Source organism: Streptomyces sp. NBC_01622 (assembly GCF_045209635.1).
In the GTDB taxonomy this organism is placed as follows: Bacteria; Actinomycetota; Actinomycetes; order Streptomycetales; family Streptomycetaceae; genus Streptomyces.
This window is the reverse complement of the sequence record NZ_CP109293.1, coordinates 7058205-7076416: the sequence shown is the minus strand read 5'-3', so window position 1 is coordinate 7076416 and position 18212 is coordinate 7058205. Positions and strand designations below refer to the sequence as shown.

Annotated in this window: 13 protein-coding genes, 2 tRNA genes and 1 pseudogene; 9 read left to right on the top strand and 7 right to left on the bottom strand. The window is 68.6% G+C overall.

All coding sequences use genetic code 11. The features are described 5' to 3' along the window. Positions 1–8: 8 nt before the first annotated feature. The 4 genes from ehuA to OH768_RS32655 all read left to right on the top strand — a co-directional run bounded on the left by ehuA (position 9) and on the right by OH768_RS32655 (position 2732). Positions 9–785, top strand: coding sequence for an ectoine/hydroxyectoine ABC transporter ATP-binding protein EhuA (gene ehuA / locus OH768_RS32670; protein ID WP_406459532.1), 777 nt, complete (start codon positions 9–11; stop codon positions 783–785). Positions 786–1005: 220 nt separating this feature from the next. Beyond that, positions 1006–1764 (top strand): IclR family transcriptional regulator, encoded by a 759-nt coding sequence (locus OH768_RS32665; RefSeq protein ID WP_406459530.1) that lies wholly within the window; start codon positions 1006–1008, stop codon positions 1762–1764. A gap of 94 nt (positions 1765–1858) precedes the next feature. Beyond that, positions 1859–1932, top strand: a tRNA-Lys gene (locus OH768_RS32660). Between the two features lie 188 nt (positions 1933–2120). Next, complete coding sequence (locus tag OH768_RS32655) at positions 2121–2732, top strand: hypothetical protein (protein WP_406459528.1); 612 nt, start codon at positions 2121–2123, stop codon at positions 2730–2732. Positions 2733–2819: 87 nt separating this feature from the next. Here OH768_RS32655 and OH768_RS32650 read toward each other — a convergent pair whose 3' ends face one another. Continuing rightward, positions 2820–3116 (bottom strand): fascin domain-containing protein, encoded by a 297-nt coding sequence (locus OH768_RS32650; RefSeq protein WP_406459526.1) that lies wholly within the window; start codon positions 3114–3116, stop codon positions 2820–2822. 99 nt (positions 3117–3215) lie between these two features. Here OH768_RS32650 and OH768_RS32645 point away from each other — a divergent pair. Then, positions 3216–6092 (top strand): annotated as a pseudogene (locus OH768_RS32645) (AAA family ATPase); the annotation flags it as partial. Between the two features lie 13 nt (positions 6093–6105). Here the strand turns inward: OH768_RS32645 and OH768_RS32640 are convergent. From OH768_RS32640 to OH768_RS32620, 5 genes are all read right to left on the bottom strand, one after another. Next, entirely contained in the window at positions 6106–7725 is a 1620-nt protein-coding gene (locus tag OH768_RS32640) for a long-chain-fatty-acid--CoA ligase (protein ID WP_406459524.1), read from the bottom strand. A gap of 49 nt (positions 7726–7774) precedes the next feature. Next, on the bottom strand, positions 7775–8239 hold the full coding sequence (locus OH768_RS32635) for a hypothetical protein (RefSeq protein WP_406459522.1): 465 nt from the start codon (positions 8237–8239) through the stop codon (positions 7775–7777). A 92-nt stretch (positions 8240–8331) separates the two neighbouring features. Then, on the bottom strand, positions 8332–8940 hold the full coding sequence (locus OH768_RS32630; RefSeq protein WP_406459520.1) for a lytic polysaccharide monooxygenase: 609 nt from the start codon (positions 8938–8940) through the stop codon (positions 8332–8334). Positions 8941–9073: 133 nt separating this feature from the next. Further along, positions 9074–10213 carry an SPFH domain-containing protein gene (locus OH768_RS32625; protein ID WP_406459519.1) on the bottom strand — a complete coding sequence of 380 codons (1140 nt, stop codon included), beginning with the start codon at positions 10211–10213 and terminating at the stop codon, positions 9074–9076. A gap of 54 nt (positions 10214–10267) precedes the next feature. After that, entirely contained in the window at positions 10268–11626 is a 1359-nt protein-coding gene (locus tag OH768_RS32620) for a peptidoglycan-binding protein (RefSeq protein ID WP_406459518.1), read from the bottom strand. 177 nt (positions 11627–11803) lie between these two features. On the opposite strand from OH768_RS32620, the gene OH768_RS32615 reads away from it, so the two are divergent. From OH768_RS32615 to OH768_RS32600, 4 genes are all read left to right on the top strand, one after another. Beyond that, positions 11804–11877: transfer RNA gene (locus tag OH768_RS32615), tRNA-Lys, on the top strand. A 247-nt stretch (positions 11878–12124) separates the two neighbouring features. After that, positions 12125–12838: a FadR/GntR family transcriptional regulator gene (locus OH768_RS32610; RefSeq protein ID WP_406459517.1), complete on the top strand. Its 714-nt coding sequence runs from the start codon at positions 12125–12127 to the stop codon at positions 12836–12838. A 315-nt stretch (positions 12839–13153) separates the two neighbouring features. Beyond that, positions 13154–15100: a glycosyltransferase family 2 protein gene (locus tag OH768_RS32605; protein WP_406459516.1), complete on the top strand. Its 1947-nt coding sequence runs from the start codon at positions 13154–13156 to the stop codon at positions 15098–15100. After that, positions 15097–17031, top strand: coding sequence for a galactose oxidase-like domain-containing protein (locus OH768_RS32600; RefSeq protein WP_406459515.1), 1935 nt, complete (start codon positions 15097–15099; stop codon positions 17029–17031). Before OH768_RS32605 ends, OH768_RS32600 begins: the two co-directional genes overlap by 4 nt. Before the next feature lie 108 nt (positions 17032–17139). Here the strand turns inward: OH768_RS32600 and OH768_RS32595 are convergent, their stop codons facing one another. Beyond that, entirely contained in the window at positions 17140–18165 is a 1026-nt protein-coding gene (locus OH768_RS32595) for a glycoside hydrolase family 6 protein (protein WP_406459514.1), read from the bottom strand. Between the last annotated feature and the right edge of the window lie 47 nt (positions 18166–18212).

The window sequence follows — 18212 nt, the reverse complement described above, 5'->3', positions numbered from 1 at the left end:
CGCCCCTGATGAAAGAACCCGACGCCAACGCCAACCCCCCGGTGGACGGCAGCGAGTTGATCCGCCTGGACCACGTCACCAAGCGCTTCGGCGCCAACACCGTGCTCGACAGCCTCGACTTCTCCGTCGAGTCCGGGAAGCACGTCACCCTGATCGGCCCCTCCGGGTCCGGCAAGACCACGATCCTGCGGCTGCTGATGACCCTGACCAAGCCGGACGAGGGCACGATCACCGTCGACGGGGAGCAGCTCTTCCCCGCGGCCGAGAAGCGGGTCCGTGAGATACGCAAGAAGATCGGGATGGTCTTCCAGCAGTTCAACCTGTTCCCGAACATGACGGTGCTGCGCAACATCACCGAGGCACCGGTCACCGTCCTCGGCATGCCCAAGGACGAAGCGGAGGCGCGCGCCCTGGAACTGCTGGACCTGGTCGGCCTCGCCGACAAGGCCGACGCCCGCCCGACCCGGCTCTCCGGCGGCCAGCAGCAACGGGTCGCGATCGCGCGGGCGCTGGCGATGCGCCCGCAGGTACTGCTCCTCGACGAGGTGACCTCCGCGCTGGACCCGGAGCTGGTCGCGGGCGTGCTCGACGTGCTCCGGGACATCGCCCGCACCACCGACATCACCATGCTCTGTGTGACCCACGAGATGAATTTCGCCCGGGACATCTCGGACCAGGTCCTGATGTTCGACGCGGGCAAGGTCATCGAATCGGGCCCGCCGGAGCGGATCTTCGGCGATCCGGAACACCGGCGGACCCGGGAATTTCTCGGCGCGATTCTTTGACGTTTGTTCAACTACGCCAAGTGAACAACCGAACACCCAAGGTCTACGCCACGTGGCATGCCGTAGGCATATGCCAAAGGTCCCGCACCCCAGTTGGGAGGGCATGAGCAGGGACACAATCTCGCCAACAGCCGCTCCACATCGGCCGTTTGACAGTTATCGTGGAGAGGATTCGCTGTCCGGTATCACGGCCCAAAAAGCGAGCGCAGGGAGAAACACCGTGGCGCTGATGCACGAGCCGACCGCTCCCTACCACTCGATACAGGACGCACTGCGCGTCCTGGAGACCCTCGCGGGACACGCCACCGGTGTCACGGACACCGAACTGGCCCGCCGCACCGGCCTCGGCGTCGAGCGCCTGACCATACTGCTGCGGACACTGCGCCGCGAGGGCTACGTCGAGCAGCTCACCGACGGCGCCTACGTCACCGGCGAGGCCCTGGGCCGGCTCGGCTCCGCGGCCGGCCGCGACCAGGCGGTGCGCGAGCAGATCCAGCGGACCCTGGACCGGCTGCGCGACTCCCTGGGCGCGGCGGTCTACGTCAGCCGGTACGTCGACGGCGAGGTCACGATCACCCAGTACGCGGCCGGGCCCACCACCCCGGCGGTCAACGAGTGGGTCGACTTCCGCTTCTCCGCGCACGCCACCGCGCTCGGCAAGAGCCTGCTGGGCCAGCTCGACCACAACGGCCGCCGCGACCATCTCTCCCGGCACAAGATGGCCCGCCTCACCTCGCGCACCATCACCAGCGACAAGCTGCTGCTCTCCCGCCTGGAGACCCAGCCGCCGACCGTCCCCCACCTCGACCTCCAGGAGTACGCACTGGGCACGGTCTGCGCGGCCGTCCCGATCACGGCGGGCTCCTCGGTGGGCTGCCTGGCCCTGTCCCTCCCGGTCGAAGACGCCCACCGCCTCCGCCAGGCAGCGGACACCCTGAACCGCGAAGCGGGCCCCGTACTGCTGTCTCTCGCGATCTAGAAACCAGGGCCTGGTCCGGAGCACCCCTCCGGACCAGGTAGTATTTTCTCGTCGCCCTCCGCGAGACTCTGATCCAGCGGAAGGCGTGAGTCATGCGCCGCTAGCTCAGTTGGTTAGAGCAGCTGACTCTTAATCAGCGGGTCCGGGGTTCGAGTCCCTGGCGGCGCACAGTGTGTGATCAAGGGCATCCTCCTTCGGGAGGGTGCCCTTGGTCGTGTGCGGGCCGCTCGCAACGGAAGACAAAGACGATCACGACTGATCAATTGATCATAAGATCCATAGATATCACTCTTTGTGCTGAACCGACTGGAACCATCGTGCGGTACCAGTAACCATCACGAAGGGGAGCACACCGAGTGAAGACCCGTGAAACCGAGTGGTCCGCGGTACGCCGATCCCCGCGGCGCCGATGGATCGCCGCGGCGCTGGGTGCCGCAGTCGTGACCGCCCTCGCCGGCGGTCTGCTGGCCGGCAGTGCCCAAGAAGATTCCAAGAAAGCGACCAGTCCCGTCGCGGCCCGGCAGTTCGCGGTGAACCCGCGAGGACCGACCTCTGCCGAGTCGTCGGAGTGGGAACACCTGACGGCGACTCCGGAGAGCCGGGCGCGACTCATCAGCGAAGTCCAGGAAGCCTTCGCCGGTGTGGCCACGGTCCGTACCGACGCACCGGTACAGAACACCGGGACCATCACCTCCGCGACGTCCACCAGCAAGGGGCACGCCGTCCAGGCACTGGCGACCGGTGTGACCGGGGACCACTTCTGGATCATCGCTTCCTACGGGGACATCGCCCGGGGAGCGATCGCAGGCGCCGTTCGTGCCTGTACCGCCAAGGTCCCGGCCTGGCTCTGCACCAACGCGGGCAACCTGCTGACCTCCTGGAGCCGGGGCTGGGGAGCCGCGGCAAACCACGGAATCTGGGCCGCCGTCTATTGGAGGCCCGCACACGTCACCGGTGGCCGCTGGTAAGTCCACCGCTGGGCAAACGCAGAGATCGACCAAGGGCGTTCTCCCCCCGTGGAGAACGCCCTCAGCCGTTTTCGGGGCGGATGCCCGTCACGGGTCGGTGCAGTCGATCTGGAACTCTTCCCACGAGCCGAAGTTCGACAACGTCGCATCCGTGTGGATGGAGTCGGCGTTGGCCACGCCGCCTCCGCCCACGGCGGAGAGGTAGTTCCCGTTGCTGCTGCGGAACCCGTAGTGGAAGCTGTCTCCCGCGGGCACCAGCGTGAACTTCTCCCGTGTCGAGGCGACTGTCCGGTCGCTCTGGATCGCGTTCGTCGTGTGCCCTCCCTCGTCGACCGCCGTCAGGTAGTGCCCGTTGGTGGTCTTGATCGTGCAGACCGCCGACACCCCGCGGTGGTACTCGCCATCGCATCGCCGGGCAGGTTCAGCGCCACGATCCCCGCCGCGGCGATCGCGATACCCGCGCTACGCCCGAGCTTGTTCTTGATGTCCAACGTTTCTCTCCCCGTTCCACCCGTCGAGTCATCGCCGGCCGCGGCTTCAGAGCCGTCGCTCTCGCGCAGCTCGTCGGTCGGCGGATCCAGGAGAAACAGTGCTCCGGTCGCCGTGGTACGGCGTGAGCAACCGTTGCTCAAAGAGCCCTGGTTCCCGCGCCCCGCCGCCTCCGGAAAGTGCCGCAGGCATGCCACGCTGGGCAGGCTCATGTCAGTGGTGCCGCCGGACCGGGGGACAGACATGCCTGATCTACCGTGGCCGTTCGTAGAGCGGGACCGGGAGCTGGAGACCTTCGAGCAGGCATGGCGCAGACCCGCGTGCACCACCGTGGTGGTCTTCGGACCGGCCGGAGTGGGCAAGTCACGGCTCGCCGACGAACTCCTCACCCGGGCCGTGGACACAGGGGCCAAAGGGATCCGGGTGACCGCGAGTGCCTCGGCGGCAGCGGCGCCGATGGGCGCGATCGCCCACCTGATACCGGCCGGCGTCGACCTGTCGGACCCGGTCTCCGGGTTCGCCGAGGTCGCCAGGCTGCTGGCCGGCCCCCGGGGAGACGACCGGTGGGCGGTCCTGGTGGACGACCTGCACCTGCTGGACAAGGCGTCCACCGCGCTGCTGCGCCATCTGCTCGACGCGGGCGCGATCCGGCTGATCGCCACGGTACGCACCGGTGGCCCGGCCGCAGAAGCCGCCGACGCCGACGCCGTGGAGGCACTCGCACGGGGCGACGCGGTCTGCCGTATCGACCTGGAACCCTTCGACCGGGGCGGGGCGGAACGGCTGTTGCGCACTGTACTCGGCGCACCGCTCGGACACCGCACCCTCCACCGTCTGTTCGAGGCGTCCGGGGGCAACGCCCTGTATCTGCGCGAGCTGGTGCACGGAGCGCTGGACACCGGGACGCTGTCGAACGACGGGGAGATCTGGACCCTCACCGAAGGAGCGCTGCCGACCACCCCACGGCTCGGCGAGCTGATCAGGAACCGCCTCGCCGCCGTGGACACCGTGGCGCGCAGAGTTCTGGAACTGCTCGCGGTGTGCGGGTCGGTCTCGTTGGCCGACGCGGTCTCGGCCGCGTCGATGGATGTGGTGGCCGAGCTGGACGAAGCCGGACTGGTCGACGTCCGGCAGGACGAACGGCGCACCCTCGTCGTCCTGAGCCACCCGCTCTACGGCGAGGCACTGCGGGAGGGGCTCTCGCTGGTCCGCCGCCGGACGCTGCTGCTCCGGCAGATCGAGCGGATCGGCGTGTACGGCGGCAGACGCCACGACGACGCCCTCCGGGTGGCCATCTACCAACTGGCCGCCACCGGTACAGCCGATCCCGGCCTGATCGTCCGGGCCGCCGCGCTGGCACGCCACGTCCACGACTACGAACAGGTCGTCGCCCTGCTGGAGGCTCTTCCCGAGGCGGACCGCACATACGAGTCCTTACTCCTCCAGGGCGACTCCCTGGTCCAACTCGGGCGCTGGCAGCGGGCGGAGGAGATCCTCGCGGAGGCCCAGAAGCGGGCCGCGTCGGAGGAGGACGGGATCGCCGCCGCGATGGTCCGCACCTGGAATCTCTTCTGGGTCGCCGCGCACACTCAGGAGGCGTTCCGGGTCAACGACACCGCGCTACGGCACGTCACCAGCCCTGCGTGTCAACGCCTTCTCGTTCTCAACAAGGCGTCCCTGATGGCTGTTTCGGGCCGCCCCGCCCAGGCTCTGGCGCTGCTCGACGGCCTGGACACCAATATCCAGGAGACCCAGGACATCAACTCCTGGCTGATCGCCTCGATGTCCAGGACAGCCGGGCTGGCCTACGTCGGCAGGTCCCGCGAGGCGATCGACTCGGGCCGGGCGAGTTACGCGGCCCATGTGAAGGTGGACGACCGGACACTGGGCCCCGCGCATCCGACATCCCAACTCGTGCCCGTGGTCTTCGCGTTGACCGACGCGGGGCAGCTGGCGCAGGCCGGGGAGGTGGCGGAGGGCATTCTGACCGACCTGGTGGACACCGACTCGGCCCAGACCCGGGTGTGGGCCGCGGCCTACCGCGGCAGAGTGGGATGGCTGGCAGGCGACGCGGCGACCGCCCGCCGTTGGTACGCCGAAGCCATCACCCAGGGCGAGATCCACCACCAGGTCCGGCCGCTGTCCCAGGCCTGGGGAGGCCTGGCCGCCGCGGCCGCGTTACTGGGCGACTTCGACACCGCCGAGGCGGCCGTGGTCCGGATGCGGACCTACCCGGTCATGGGCCACCAGGCGGGTGAGGAGCGCCTCGGCGAGGCCTGGCTCAAGGCCTCCCGCGGACACCTGTCCCAGGCCCGGGACATCCTGGCCGCCGCGGCTGCCGACGCCCGCGACACCGGGCAACCCACCTCGGAGATGCTGCTGTTGACGGACATCGCCCGACTGGGCGGCGCCAAGGAGGTCACCGGACGGCTGGCCGAGCTGAGCAGGCAGTGCGACGGCCATCTCGCTCCGGCCCGGGTCCGTCTCAGTGCCGCTCTGGCCGCAAGCGATCCGGACCTGCTGCTGGCAGCGGCACATGAACTCGGCGCCATCGGCGCCCACTTGCTCGCCGCCGAAGCCGCGGCGTCGGCCTCCGCGGCCTGGCGCCGGGCCGGTCACCCGCGCCGCGCGACCGCCGCGTCCCTGCTGACCCGGGCCTTCACCGCCAGGTGCCCCGGGGTGCGCACTCCCCTCCTCGCGAGCGCGGAGGCCACCTACGCCTTCACGGACCGCGAACGCGAGATCGCCCTGCTCGCCGCGGGCAACCTGCGCAGCAAGGAGATCGCAGAGGCACTGCACCTGTCCGTGCGCACGGTCGACAACCATCTCCGGCGCGCCTACGCCAAACTCGGCGTCCGCACCCGCCGCGAACTGGCCGACATCCTCAGCCGATCCGACTGGTCCCCGCTGCTACGACAGCGTCCTGCGGAGTCAGCCGCCGATACGCCGCCTCCCCCGGTGGCCGCCACCACACCGGATCGGCGCACCGGATCCCCTCCCGCCGCAGCCCCGCCCGGTGGATCTTGTTCGTCGCCGTGACCGGCATCCGGCGCACCACCCGTACGAAGCGCGGTGCCATCTTCGTCCCCAAGTCCGGCTGGGACAGCAGGAATTCGGCGAAGCCGAGCGGGTCGAAGTGCCCGGCAATCGTCGCCATGACCTGGTCGCCGGTGACTGGGTCCGGTACCGCGTAGACCGCCACGGCGTCGGCGCCCTCGTAGCGGGCGAGGATGTTCTCGATCATCGCGGCGGCGAGGTTCTCGCTGTCGACGCGGAGGCGGTCGTCGGTGCGGCCGGCGAAGTAGAGGTAGCCGTCGGTGTCGCGGTAGAAGAGGTCGCCGGTCCAGTACCAGCCCTCCCGGCGGCGTTCCGCGTCCGCCTCCGGGTTGCGCCAGTAGCCCTCGAAGGGGTTGGGCGCGCGGTTCACCAACTCCCCTATCGCCTCTTCCCCGTTGAGCAGTCGGCCGGCCGAGTCGAAGACCGCCGGCGGGCACTCCGCCCGCGTCTCCGGATCGAGTACGGCGAGCCCGGGCGCCGCCCGTCCGACCGCCCCGGACGGTGTCCCCGGCGACCACTGCACCGCCGCCCCGCCCTCCGAGGACCCGTACCCCTCCACCAGCCGCACCCCGAACCGCCGCTCGAACGCCGCCGCGTCCACCGCCCCCGCCTCCGTGCCGAAGCCCATCCGCAGCGGGTTGTCCCGGTCGTCGGCGCGTTCCTCGGTGGCCAGGATGTACTGCACCGCACGGCCGACATAGGTGAAGTACGTGGCCCCGTACGCCCGTACGTCGTCCAGGAAGCGGGACGCCGAGAACCTGCGGCGCAGCGCCACCCCCGCCCCGGCCGCCAGCGCCGGTGCCCAGTCGGCGATCACCGCGTTGCCGTGGAACATCGGCATGCAGATGTAGTGCACGTCGTCCGGGAGGACCCCGAAGCTGTCGACCAGTGAGGCTCCGGCGGCGGCCAGGCGGCCCTGGGTGCAGATCGCGGCCTTCGGGGCGCCGGTGGAACCGGAGGTGAAGTAGAGCAGGATGCGGTCGTCGGGGGTGGCCCGGGAGAAGGCGTCCGGTTTGGTGTTCGCGTACGGCGCGAGGAGGTCGCCGTAGGCCTGAGTGTCCGTCACCAGGAGGTGTACGCCAGCCAGTTGGAGGTTCCCGAGCAGCGGAAGGTGTGCGCGCCCGGTGACGAGGATCCGGCATTCGGTGTGCAGGATGTCGCGGGCCAGCTCGGGGCCGCGGCGGGTGGGGTTGATGCCGGCGACGGCCGCGCCCGCGAGGGCCGCCGCGCTCAACCACAGGGGGTATTCAGGGGTGTTGTCGAGCAGTACGCCGATGTGGGGTGGGGTGCCGGGCGGGAGGAGGTCGGCGAGGAGGGCCGCCCTGGCCGCGGCGCCGGCCGCCACCTCGTGGTGGGTGAGCGTCCGCTCCTCGCACCACAGTCCCGGGCGGTGGTCGTCCCACCGTGCCTGTACGAGTTCCGCGACGGTACGCCTCCTGGACTCCATGGGGGCGCACCGTAGTTGACGTACCGTCAGATGTGGAGAGGTGTGCCGGTCAGAACCCGTCGGGGCCCGAGCCCGCGAAGGTGGTGGCGTAGGAGGCCATGAAGCCGACGCAGAACACGACGATCACGCCGAGGAAGGCCAGGATGCCGAAGGTGGCCGCCGCCTGCTTGCCCCGGCTGGGCTCGTGCGCGGTGGCGACCACCTCGCGGCCGTCGGTGTAGTACACGGTGACGTAGTCGCCCTCGATGACGGTCCCCCGCCCGCCCTCCTCCTCGAACCGCACGGAGCTGCCGTCGCGGGCGGTGAACTCGTACACGTGGTGCAGTGTGGTGCGCACCGAGGTGTCACCGTGCCCGCCGCTCACCGTCGTGTACGAGCGCAGGCAACGCCCCTCGGCCGTCAGCCCGCTGTTCCAGGCACCGCGCACCTGGAGCCAGCGGCGCGTCACGCGATATCCCATGAAGAGGGCGAAGCCCATGACGAGGCTTGGAACGAGGTAGATGATCAGGTCCATGATGCTTCCCCCGAGGTCGGATGCCACTTGGTGTGGGGAACCTACCCCCGGGGGATGCCGGACTGTCTCAAGCAAAGCTCAGAACCTCACGCTCAGAACGTGACGTCATCGCAGGAGTAGAACGCGTTGGCCGTGTCGGCGATCGTCCACACCGCGACGATCACGTGGTGGCCGGAGAGGCCCGAGGGCAGGGTGCCGGTGTGGGAGATGGTGGACGACGAGGGGCGCTGGCCGTTGTAGGGGACGGTGAGGAAGGGGGTGGTGTTGAGGTCCGAGCGGGCCAGGTTGTGGTTCTGGTTCCAACCCGCCTTGGTGACGTAGTACTTGAAGTCCGTCGTCGCGTGGATCGCCGTGAACTGCCAGCGGAACGTGTACGACTGACCGCCCGTCACCTTGGTCGTCGGCCAGGCGGCGCCGGACGGGGCCTTCGGTGCGCTGAGTTGGGCGAAGCGACTGATCCCGCCGTTGCAGATCTGGCCGTCGGCGGGGCCGGCCGCCGGGAAGCCCTTGGGGCCCTCGACGCTCTGCGGCTCGTACTGGATGTCGCCGCAGTTCGTCACCGTGCCGTTGGCACAGAGCTTCTGCCTGCTGATGGGGAGGTCGGTGTAGCCGTGGCTGCTCGCGGCCCCGGACGAGAGCGCGATGGCCCCGGCCGTGGTGAGCCCGAGCACGCCCGCGTACCACTTGGTCTTTTTGCGCATGCTGCCGCTCCTGGAGAACGTGTGGGGAGTTCCGTGAGCCGTGCAGGTCTAGACCAAGTCTCAGGTTATTGCCCCTACTTGACTGTGTCCATACCAAAAGCCGTGTCCGTCTCCATGGACGTCTCCAGGTCCGTCACCGCGCCGCTTCCCCCCGCCCCGAGCAGAACGCGACCGTCAAGTCCTTGACCAGCGCCTTGCGTTCGTAGTCGTCCAGCTCCACCAGACCGCGCATGGTCAGCCGGGTGACGGTGTCCTCCACCGAGTCGACCACCGATGTGAGCATCGTCGCCCGCTGCTGCGCGTCCAGCGTGGCGATACGGCGGCGGGTCATCGCCGCGGCCACCTCCGGGGCGTACTCGACGCGCAGCGGTTGCACCGAGAACACCTCGATGCCGACCGGCCCCGCGTCCGCCGCGACCAGCCGGGTCAGCGCGTCGACGGCCAGTTCGGCCGCGCCCTTCGCGCCACCGCCCGGCGGCTCCACGGGCACCCGGGTCAGCGCCGCCTCCACGCACTCGCGCAGATACGTCTCGTGGTCCTCGACCCCGAGCGTGGCCCGCGCGGTGTCCCGCACCCGCCACACCACGAGCACGGCGACCCGCAGCGCGACCCCGTTCGCGTCGGCGGCCGGCATCGGTTCGCTGCGCCAGTGCCGCAGCCGTACGTCGACCCGGCGGCGCAGCAGCAGCGGGTTGACCCACATCAGCCCGGTGCGCCGGACGGTCCCCCGGTACCGCCCGAACAGGCCGAGCACCCAGGCCCGTCCGGTACGGCCCCGGGCCAGTCCGCCGAAGCCGAACAGCCCGAGCACGCCGGCCCCGGCGTACGCGGCCCACTGCGCGGGACCGAGCCCGGCACCGGCGTAGACCGGCAGTCGTAGCGCGTCGGCCGCGAGCGGGGACAGGACGCCCGCCCACCACGAGGTGGCGAGACAGCCGGCGAGTCCGCAGGAGCCGGCGAGCACGCCCGCCGTGCCGGGCAGCACCCGGGCCGGCCGCTCCACCAGCTCGGGGTCGACCTCCGGCGCCGGGCGCGGCTTGGCCGGGAGGGGGCGGCGGAAGCGCCGCTGTTCGCCGGTGCCCTGTCTGCGTCCTACGACGGCGGGTCGGAGCGGCAACGACACCGGGTCGGGGTCGTCGCGGAAGAGCAGGTGGACGGGGATCTCGGTGGTCGCCTCGTTCTGGATGAGGCGCGCGGGACGGGCCTGCACCGCTTCGGGCGGCCCCGCGGGTTCCTCGTTCTCGGGCGTCTGTGAAGTGGTCGTCGTACTCATGGTTGCCTCCAGCCTCCGCGCCAGATGCGTCACAACGGGTGGGGATGAACGTGGTTACGAGAAGAGCCGGCGCCAGGTCTCCGGCCCCGGGTAGCCGTCCGCCGCGCCGCCCCGCCAGCCCTGGGCGCGCTGGAAGGCCTCGACGTTGCGCCGGTCCGGCTCGCCCCAGCGCGGTCCCGGGCCGGTCGTGTAGTACTTGCCGAAGCCCTTCTTGACCAGCTGCTTTCCGAGCTCGGTGACGTACTTGTTGGTCGCGCCGGGGCGGAACACGCCCCGGCCGGGATAGCCGGGGACACCCTGCGAGGTCGCCGGGGCACCGGGCGGGCCCGCCGCCCCCACCACCGCGCCGCCGATGTTCCTGCCCTTGCCGGTGATCAGCAGTTCCCAGGTCAGCGGTCCCGGCAGGCCGTCCGCGTCCGCGCCGGTCCAGCCCTGGGCCTTCTGGAACGCCTGGATGGCCAGCCGGTCCGCGTCCGACCAGACCGGGCCGGGACCCGCGGTGTAGTAGGCGCCGGCACCGCGGGCGACGAGCATCGTGCCGAGCTGGGTGACGTACTTGTTGTCGGCGCCGGGGCCGAAATACGCCGCTCCCGGGTACGCCGTCTTCCGCGTGACCGCGCCGGCCGGTGTCACCGGGGGCACCGCGGGCTTCGGGGTCACCTCCGCCGCGCTCGCCGTCAGGCCCTTGTAGCGGTAGGGGACGTAGTTGGCGGAGTGGCTCCAGTACGCGTACGGCGTGGACTGGCGCCGGGCGTGTGGGGGGGTCTCCTCCAGGGCGATGTAGTAGGTGTGCGTGTAGTCGGTCCAGCCGCCGAAGATGACGACGTGGGAGCCCTTCTCGGGATTCTCCGGATTGTGGAACAGCAGAATGTCGCCGGGCTGCAGTTCCTCCTTGGAAATGCGCGTCCCGTACTGGTCGAGGCTGCCGGTCCATTCGTTCCCCGGCAGCCCCCAGGCCATCGAGACGAACCCCGAGCAGTCCTGCCGGTAACCGTCGGACCAGTATTCGTCCATGCTGTACGGCACCTGCGCCGCGATCCAGGTCTTGGCCCGGTTGATGATCTCCGCGCGGGTGGTCGCGGGCGCCTTGAGGACACCGGCCGGCTTCGCCGGTTTCCCGCTCGGGCCGTGCAGCGGGGCCTTGGCGCCCTGCGGGGTGGCGGGCTCGTCACCCGTGTCACCTGCGGGGATGCCGGGGTGGGGCGAGACGTGGGGAGCGGCGAGGGCCGGTACGGCGTGCCCGGCGGCAAGGGCCGCGGACGCGGCGGCGGCCACGACCAGGACCCGCTGGGCAGCGGGCCGGCCACCGGTGCGGTCGGTCGGGGAATGCGGCAGGGCGCGCCGCCGGTGAACACATCCTGGGCAATCACAATCGCTCGCGGGATCGAATTCCTCGAATACCGGAGTCTCCATGCGATGCCCCTCACACTCCAGGTGGAAAATTCCGCACTCGTACACGTCCGCCAGTTTCTCAACTGTCTTCCGGACTCGCATGTTGACGGTCCGAATGATGTACAGGGGCCCGCCGGGAGCCCGAGGGGGTGGTGAGGAGCACCCCTCCACGTCCGGTAGGGTTGTGCAGGTCAGCAGGCGCCGCTAGCTCAGTTGGTTAGAGCAGCTGACTCTTAATCAGCGGGTCCGGGGTTCGAGTCCCTGGCGGCGCACGCTAGCGATGGCGAGGCATGTTCGCGGAAAGCGCGAAGCGGCCTCGCTATCGTCGTTTTTGCGCGGCTTCACCGCGCGCGGCGGGGGCTCCGCCACCCACACCCCCTCGCCCCGGTACCACGCTGACCGTGGCCGAAAGCCTGACCCCGAAGTCCCTCGCGGCGCCGGAGGCCCTCCGCACTGCGGGGGGCCTTTTGCATGGACGGAACACAGGCCTCCCCCCGTTTGGCCGGATACCCTCTCGCCATGGCAGCCCGTGACCTCCAGGAGCGGATCAAGAAGCTCATCCTCGACCGTCGGCTGCCCTCCGGGGCCCCGCTGCCGACCGAGCCCGAGCTGATGGTATTCCTCGGCGCGAGCCGGAACTCGGTGCGCGAGGCGCTCAAGGCCCTGCAGGCGATGGGGATCGTCGAGATCAGGCACGGGTTCGGGACGTACGTCGGCCCGATGTCGCTCGCGCCGATGGTCGAGGGCCTCGCGTTCCGTACCGTCGTCGGGCACTACCGGGGCGAGGACAGTCTGCTGCAGCTGCTCGAACTGCGGGAGGCGGTGGAGTCGGGGCTCGTCGCCCGGCTCGCGGGGCGGCTGCCCGAGCGGGATCTCGTCGAACTCGACGCACTGGTACGGCAGATGGAGCGGGAGGCCGCCGAGGGAGTGGGGCTCGCGGCCACCGACCGCGCCTTTCACGCCACTCTCTACCGGGGGCTGGACAACGCGCTGCTGAGCGAGGTCCTGGAAGCCTTCTGGGACGCCTTCCACCGCGTCCGCGCCGATCTCGCCACCGGCCCGCAGGACCCCGAGGTCACCTGCCGCCAGCACCGGGAGATCCTCGACGCGGTCCGGTCCGGGGATGCGAAGCGCGCCGAGAGGGCCATAAGGGAACACTTCGACAACGTGCGCACAAGACTGTCCACAACGACTCCACATGATCCCCACAAGCGCCCCAATGAACGCGTATGACCGGTAAACACCGCGTTTCGTGTCTTGCGATCAAGATGAACACCGTAGAACCCTGGTTTTGAAGATGCTGTCGGTACACGGCAGTTGAGGGGGTACGGAACCGGTTGCGCTGTTTCGCGGGGAGGAGGGGCCCCGCCCGGGAACAGATGTCGGAGGGGGCATCGCGCAACCGGACGGTCGCAGTCGCATGTCTTTGTGAGTGGACTGTGTGGTGACTGTGGCCACCACTGACACGCCCGTCGTGAGTCGAGGGGGACCCTGACGGGCGGCCGCGACAAACAGACACGCGCGTTTCCGCGTGTGGGGGGATGACTCATGACGTCGACGCCGACGGGCGCCCGACAGGGCTTCGACCCGTCACAAACCACCGAACTCAGAGTCCCGGGACACCGGACCGGCAGCTTCCGCCGGATCAAGAAGACGCTTCCGAGATACGACTACGAGCACTACAGCCGCCTTGCGGGACCCCTCACCCAGCCCGCCCCGGACAAGCCGTACAAGGTCCAGTACCGGTCGCTGCTGTCGCAGGAGACGCACCGCGTCCGCGCCGCGCTCATGCTGGGTGCGGCGCCGCTGCTGTCCCTGATCCTGCTGGGCTGGCTGCTGCAGCCCAAGCACTGGACCCAACGCGACTATCCCGCCTACGACTTCCTGCCCGCGCTGGACATCGTGATGCTGGTCGCGATCGGTCTGATCGAGTTCTTCCGCTGCATGAACGTGCTGTCCAACGCGCACGCCACGCTGGTCGCCCGCGACCCGATCCCGGTGGTGCCCGAGACCGGCACGAGAGTCGCGTTCATCACGACGTTCGTGCCCGGCAAGGAGCCCCTGGAGATGGTCACGAAGACCTTGGAGGCGGCCGTACGGCTGCGCCACCGGGGGCTTCTGCACGTGTGGCTGCTGGACGAGGGCGACGACCCCGAGGTCAAGGCGGTGTGCGGGCGGCTCGGCGTACATCACTTCACCCGCAAGGGAATCGAGAAGTGGAACCGGCCCAAGGGGCCCAACCGCGCGAAGACCAAGCACGGCAACTACAACGCCTGGCTGGAGGCGCACGGCGACGAGTACGACTACTTCGCCTCCGTCGACACCGACCACGTACCGCTGCCCAACTACCTGGAGCGGATGCTGGGTTTCTTCCGCGACCCGGACGTCGGCTTCGTCATCGGCCCCCAGGTGTACGGCAATTACGACACCCCGGTCACCAAGGCCGCCGAGTCGCAGCAGTTCCTCTTCCACGCCCTGATCCAGCGGGCCGGCAACCGATACGGCTCGCCGATGTTCGTCGGCACCTCGAACGCCGTACGGATCAAGGCACTTCAGCAGATCGGCGGGCTGTACGACTCGATCACCGAGGACATGGCCACCGGCTTCGAGATGCACCGGGCCAAGAACCCGGCCACCGGGAAGAAGTGGAAGTCGGTCTACACACCGGACGTGCTCGCGGTCGGCGAAGGCCCCAGCGCCTGGACGGACTTCTTCACCCAGCAACTCCGGTGGTCCCGCGGGACGTACGAGACAATCCTCAAGCAGTACTGGAAGGGCTTCTTCTCGATGCCTCCGGGCAAGCTCTTCAACTACACCATGATGATCATCTTCTACCCGATGTCCGCCCTCAACTGGATACTGGCGGCGCTGAGTTGCGCCCTGTTCCTGGGCCTGGGCGCCTCGGGTGTGAACATCGACCCGACGATGTGGCTGATGCTCTACGGCAACGCGTCCGCGCTGCAGATCGGCCTCTACATCTGGAACCGGCGGCACAACGTCTCCCCGCACGAACCGGAGGGGTCGGGCGGGGTCGCCGGCATGGTGATGTCCGCGCTGTCGGCGCCGATTTACGCGCGCTCGCTCTTGGACGCCGTACTGCGCCGCAAGAGCAAGTTCGTCGTGACACCGAAGGGTGACTCGGCCAGCCCCGACACGCTGTTCGGGACGTTCCGGGTGCACTGGTTCTTCATCCTGATCTTCGGCGGCTCGCTGATGGCCGGGTTCGAGAACGGGCACTCCCACCCGGCGATGATCACCTGGGCCACGTTCGCCCTGCTGATCACCGCGTCGCCGATCCTGGCCTGGCGGTACATGCTGCGCCAGGAGAAGAAGCAGCCGCCCGCAATCCCGGACGAACCCCGGGACGCCGTCCCGCCGCAGCCGGTGCAGGCCTCGCATGTGCCCCAGCAGAAGCCCAGTTGGGCGGCCTCGGCCACCAACAGCGAGCAGACGATGCAGATCGCGCTCGGTGGACCGGGGGGACGTAAGGAATGAAGGAAGCCGGCCGGCGCCGTGCCCGTCGACTCGCGATCAGCACGGTGGTCGTCATCGCCCTGGCCGGGATGAACGGACCCTGGCTGTACAGATTCGGCACCGAGAGATACCACCAGTACGTCATCAACAAGCCCGAGTACAAAGCCGACAACGGGCACTGGGACATCATCCAGTTCCCGAAGGAGTACCGGCAGGACACCATTCACGCGGCGCTGCTGCGCACCGGCAAGGTGCTGCTCATCGCCGGGTCGGGCAACAACCAGGACAACTTCAACGCGAAGAAGTTCGACACCCGGATCTGGGATCCGGTCAAGGGCACCATCAAGAAGGTGCCCACCCCGGCCGACCTGTTCTGCACCGGGCACACCCAACTCGCCAACGGCAACCTGCTGATCGCGGGCGGCACCCAGAAGTACGAGAAGCTGAAGGGGGATGTGAGAAAGGCCGGGGGCGTGATGATTCTCTACAACGAGAACCCCGACAAGCCGATGACACTGCCCAAGGGCACGAAGTTCACCGGCAAGGCGAACGGCAAGTCGTTCGTCTCCACGGACTCGGTCCTCATCCCGCGCGCGACGAAGGTGTTCGACAAGAAGACCGGCAGGTTCCTGCGGAACAACCCCGGTTACGCCCGGGTCGTCGTAGAGGCGCCCAAGGAGGGCACCAAGTACGAGACCGGCACCCAGGACAACTACCGCGTCCAGGGGCTGACCGGCGCCGACGAGCGCAACACCTACGGCATCGGGAACAAGTTCGGGCTCGACAAGCGGGACTTCGAGGGAATCAAGAACGCGTACGAGTTCGATCCGGTCGCCGAGAAGTACATCAAGGTCGATCCGATGAACGAGGCTCGGTGGTATCCGACGTTGACGACGCTGAGCGATGGGAAGGTGCTCAGCGTCTCCGGGCTCGATGACATCGGGCAGTTGGTGCCGGGGAAGAACGAGATCTTCGATCCCGCGACCAAGAAGTGGACGTACACGAAGACCAAGCGGCAGTTCCCCACGTATCCGGCGCTGTTCCTGATGGAGAACGGGAAGCTGTTCTACTCGGGGTCGAACGCGGGGTACGGGCCGGACAACGTGGGGCGTGATCCCGGGATCTGGGACGTCGACACCAATCAGTTCACCAGGATTCCCGGGCTCAGTGATCCGAACATGCTGGAGACCTCGGCGACCGTGCTGCTGTCTCCGGCGCAGGACGAGAAGTACATGGTGATCGGGGGCGGGGGTGTCGGTGAGTCCAAGTTGTCGACCAACAGGACGCGGCTGGTCGATCTGAAGGACGCCGACCCGAAGTTCGTGGACGGGCCCTCGCTGGAGAAGGGCACGCGGTATCCGCAGACGTCGATCCTGCCGGACGACACCGTGCTGGTGTCGGGCGGTTCTGAGGACTATCGGGGGCGCAGTGACTCCGACATCCTTCAGGCGCGGCTGTACCACCCCGACACGAATACCTTTGAGAAGGTCGCCGATCCGCTGGTGGGGCGGAACTATCACTCCGGGTCGATTCTGCTGCCGGACGGGCGGGTGATGTTCTTCGGGTCCAACTCGTTGTACGCGGACAAGGCGAACACGAAGCCGGGGGTTTTCGAGCAGCGGATCGAGATCTACACGCCGCCGTATCTGTACCGGGATTCTCGGCCGGACATTTCCGGGGGGCCGGAGTCGATTGCTCGGGGGGCGTCGGGGACGTTCACCTCGCAACATGCTTCTTCGATCAAGAAGGTGCGGTTGATTCGGCCGAGTGCGTCCACGCATGTCACGGATGTGGATCAGCGGTCTATTGCGCTGGACTTCAAGACGTCCGGGAACAAGATCACGGTGACTGTGCCGAAGGACAAGAACTTGGTGCAGTCGGGGTGGTACATGCTGTTTGTGGATGACGATCAGGGGACGCCGAGTAAGGCGCTCTGGGTGAAGGTTCCGTAGCGGTTGTCTTTTGGCCGCGGGTGCGTGGGGGCTGGTCGCGCCCACGCGGCGGAGCCGCAAATCGATACAGCCCCGCGCCCCTAAAAAACAGGGGCGTGGGACTGTGCGCTAGTTGGAGGACTTGGCCAGCTTCAGTGCGTAACTCGCCCACCAATCGCCCGCCTTGGGGCCGCCCTTGCAGGTGCCGTCCGACTCCCCCGGGCGTTTGATCCACAGGTAGGCGTCCACCAAGGGGTCTGCCGTCTTGGTGGTCGGGGTTTCGCCCAGGGACCTGCCCGGGGGATTGCACCAGTTCTTGTCCTCGTCTCCTGCCGTATACGGTCCGTTGCCGTTTCGGCTGGTGTCGATGACGAAGTGTTTGTTGTCGGTCTTGGCCGAGAGTTGTCTGCCGTACGCGATGGAGTCCTCGGTGGAGTAGAAGTTGGAGACGTTCACCGCGAAGCCGTCGGCCTTGGCGATACCCGCTCGCTGGAGGGGCTGGTAGATCTCGTCGGGGTGGCCCCAGCCTGCGTTTCCGGCGTCGAGGTAGACCTTCGTCTGCTTGAGGGACTTGAGCTTGGTGATGGCGTAGTTCAGGAGGTCGTAGCGCTCGTCCTGGTACTGGGCGGGGGTGCAGCCGTCCACCAGGTGGAGCAGGGCGTCCGGTTCGAGGATCACCGTGGCGGAGCGGTCGGCGATGCCCTGGGCCACGGCGTCGATCCAGGCGCGGTAGGAGTCGCCGTCGCCCGCGCCGCCCTGGGAGTACTGGCCGCAGTCGCGGTGCGGGATGTTGTAGAGGACGAGGAGCGCGGTGCGGCCGGCCTTGTCGGCGGCCTCGGTGAAGCCCTGGGCCTCCGCCTTCGGGTTCTCCGGGCCGATCCACTCGCCGGTCGGCTGTTCGGCGATCTTCCTGATCTGTTCGGCGTCGGCGGTCTTGCCGGCCTTGGTGTAGGCGGCGACCTGCCGGGCCGCGTTGGTGTCCGGGTTGACCCAGATCGGGTCGCTGCCGCCGGACTGTTGCGTGATCTTCGCTCCCGCGTCGGGCTTCTTGTCCCCGCCCCCCGAGGAACATCCCGCGAGGAGCAGTGCCGCCCCCAGGACCAGTGCCGACGCCCGTGTGCCGAAGGGGACCGGGGTCCCCTGGCTGCCGTACATCCAACTCCCCCTTGGCTGTACCGATCCAAGGCTCAATCGTGACATAC

Bases quoted from the DNA above. Each gene is read 5' to 3' on its own strand.
- ehuA (WP_406459532.1), top strand. From the start codon at position 9: ATGAAAGAACCCGACGCCAACGCCAACCCCCCGGTGGACGGCAGCGAG.
- OH768_RS32640 (WP_406459524.1), bottom strand. From the start codon at position 7,725: ATGGAGTCCAGGAGGCGTACCGTCGCGGAACTCGTACAGGCACGGTGG.
- OH768_RS32635 (WP_406459522.1), bottom strand. From the start codon at position 8,239: ATGGACCTGATCATCTACCTCGTTCCAAGCCTCGTCATGGGCTTCGCC.
- OH768_RS32630 (WP_406459520.1), bottom strand. From the start codon at position 8,940: ATGCGCAAAAAGACCAAGTGGTACGCGGGCGTGCTCGGGCTCACCACG.
- OH768_RS32625 (WP_406459519.1), bottom strand. From the start codon at position 10,213: ATGAGTACGACGACCACTTCACAGACGCCCGAGAACGAGGAACCCGCG.
- OH768_RS32620 (WP_406459518.1), bottom strand. From the start codon at position 11,626: ATGGAGACTCCGGTATTCGAGGAATTCGATCCCGCGAGCGATTGTGAT.
- OH768_RS32610 (WP_406459517.1), top strand. From the start codon at position 12,125: ATGGCAGCCCGTGACCTCCAGGAGCGGATCAAGAAGCTCATCCTCGAC.
- OH768_RS32605 (WP_406459516.1), top strand. From the start codon at position 13,154: ATGACGTCGACGCCGACGGGCGCCCGACAGGGCTTCGACCCGTCACAA.
- OH768_RS32600 (WP_406459515.1), top strand. From the start codon at position 15,097: ATGAAGGAAGCCGGCCGGCGCCGTGCCCGTCGACTCGCGATCAGCACG.
- OH768_RS32595 (WP_406459514.1), bottom strand. From the start codon at position 18,165: ATGTACGGCAGCCAGGGGACCCCGGTCCCCTTCGGCACACGGGCGTCG.